This is a genomic window from Myxococcus vastator (genome assembly GCF_010894475.1).
In the GTDB taxonomy this organism is placed as follows: Bacteria; Myxococcota; Myxococcia; order Myxococcales; family Myxococcaceae; genus Myxococcus; species Myxococcus vastator.
Genome location: NZ_JAAIYB010000790.1, coordinates 1 through 1,834, shown reverse-complemented (window position 1 = coordinate 1,834; position 1,834 = coordinate 1). Strand labels below are relative to the sequence as shown.

Here is a 1,834-nt window from a genome sequence, read left to right as displayed (position 1 = left end):
CAGCGGTCACTGAGTTCACCTGACTTCGTGCTCGCCGAGGTGGCGGCGGGGGATGAGGTGCGGCTCCTGGCCCACCTGGAGGGGCTCTCATTGGCGGGGAACGTTGCAGTCCACAGACTTCTGCTTCCGGCGCTCGAGTCTGGAGAGCCGGGACGAGCTCGTGCCGCGGCTCACGTGTTGCTGGCCTCGCCTGAGCCACGGGATGCACAGGTGTTCTGGGAACGCTTGAGCGCGCGGGACATGGAGTCGGGGCCAGACATGCTGCGTGCGGTCGGGCTTTGCGAGCGGGCCGGGCTGGATTCGGAGCTGTCTCGCATGCTGCCCGTGCTGAATCCGGACTTCTGGCCTGCGGTGTTCGATTGCTTGGGGGCCCGGGGAGCCGACCCAGGTGGGTTGCTTCGCCACGTTCCGAGTGATGCCGAGCCGACGCTGTTGGCCTCCGTGCTGAGGGCCGCGCGCTTTACGGACCGGAGTGTGTCGAAGCCCCTGACCGAGCGGCGGCTGCGTGACGCGCGAGCGCCCGTACTCGAAGCGGCCATGGAGACCGGGCTCGTGTTGGGCTTCCAGAGTGCCTGGCTTCGTTGTCGGCAGGTTGCGGAGTCCGGTGGCCCTGGAGTCACCCACGCTTTGCTGGCTCTGGCGATGGGCGGGGATGCCGCTGACCTGAGTCTGCTGGGCTCGGCACTGGTGGCGCCCGGCTCACGGGAGGCCGCCCTCTGGGCGTTGGGTTTCAGTGGCCAGCGTTCGGCAGCGGACGCCCTGTTGGGGGAGGTGGAGGCGTCCGGCGGGCTTGCCGCGGACGCGTTCGCCGCCATCACGGGCATGCCGTTGGCTGTCGGAGCGCCCCACGCGCCAGATTCGGACGTCGACGCTGACGAAGAGGTGACACCCGGAGAGGAAATCGTGGCCAACGGGCTCGGGCCTCCGCGCTTTCCGCGGCACGTTTGGCGGGTATCGGCCATCGAGGCATGGTGGCGTGAGGCCCGGTCCCGCTTTGAGCCAGGACGGAGGTACCTCCGAGGAGTTCCCTGGACGCCAGAGGTCGCCTTTAAGTCACTGTTCCAGGAGCCCATGCACCGCCGGGCGGTGCTTGCGTGGGAGATGGCCATCCGCACGGCGGGGGCCTTTCATCTCGACACGCGTAGCTGGGCCTGGAGCCAGACGCGTGTGCTGTCCGCGCTGCGACCCAAGGCACTTGGCGCCGTGCCTCGCTCCTTTCGCTCCCTCATCACCCGGTGATGAGGGGCCATCCGCCTTTCGCTGACGGCGGGAGATTCTTCCATGGAAATCCTCATCACTGGGTTGGGCGCCGTGACCTCCGTGGGGCACTCGGCGCCCGCAGCGGCCGCCGCCATCCGCGCCGGAGTCACCCGGCCTCGGCCGCTGCACCACGTTCGAGTGCTGGATGAGAGCTCCCAGGCAACCGTGCCGCTGACCGCGCACCCGATTCACGGATTCACGGAAGGCTTCGTCGGGACAGGCAGGTGGATGCGGTTGGCCCGGGGCGCACTGCGCGACCTGCTCGTGGGGACGCCATTGCCAGCGCCGGATGATACTCGTGCCTGGCAGCAGACGGGGATGGTGGTCGTGGCCCCCCATCCCATTCACACCGTCGAGAGCCCGCCTGCACCACCCGACGCGTTTCTCGCGCAGCGCTACCTCCGGCCGATGCTCAAGGTCCTTCAGTGGCCCATTCTCGCACGGCACCAGCATGTGGTCGCCCTGGGGCATGCCGGTACCGCCGGTGCAGTGCAGCAGTCGCTGCGGTGGTTTGAAGCGGGGCTGGAGCGGGTATTTGTCATCGCAGCGGACTCCTTATTGGAGCCCTTTGCCC

The 1,834-nt window shown here is 68.4% G+C and carries 2 protein-coding genes; both read left to right on the top strand.

Going from position 1 to position 1,834, the window contains the following annotated elements; all coding sequences use genetic code 11:
- Window positions 1-27 precede the first annotated feature (27 nt).
- On the top strand, window positions 28-1,239 hold the full coding sequence (locus G4D87_RS37300; protein WP_163787525.1) for a hypothetical protein: 1,212 nt from the start codon (window positions 28-30) through the stop codon (window positions 1,237-1,239).
- A 42-nt stretch (window positions 1,240-1,281) separates the two neighbouring features.
- Window positions 1,282-1,834, top strand: a 553-nt coding sequence (locus tag G4D87_RS37295; protein ID WP_163787524.1) for a hypothetical protein, incomplete at its 3' end; no start/stop codon positions are given.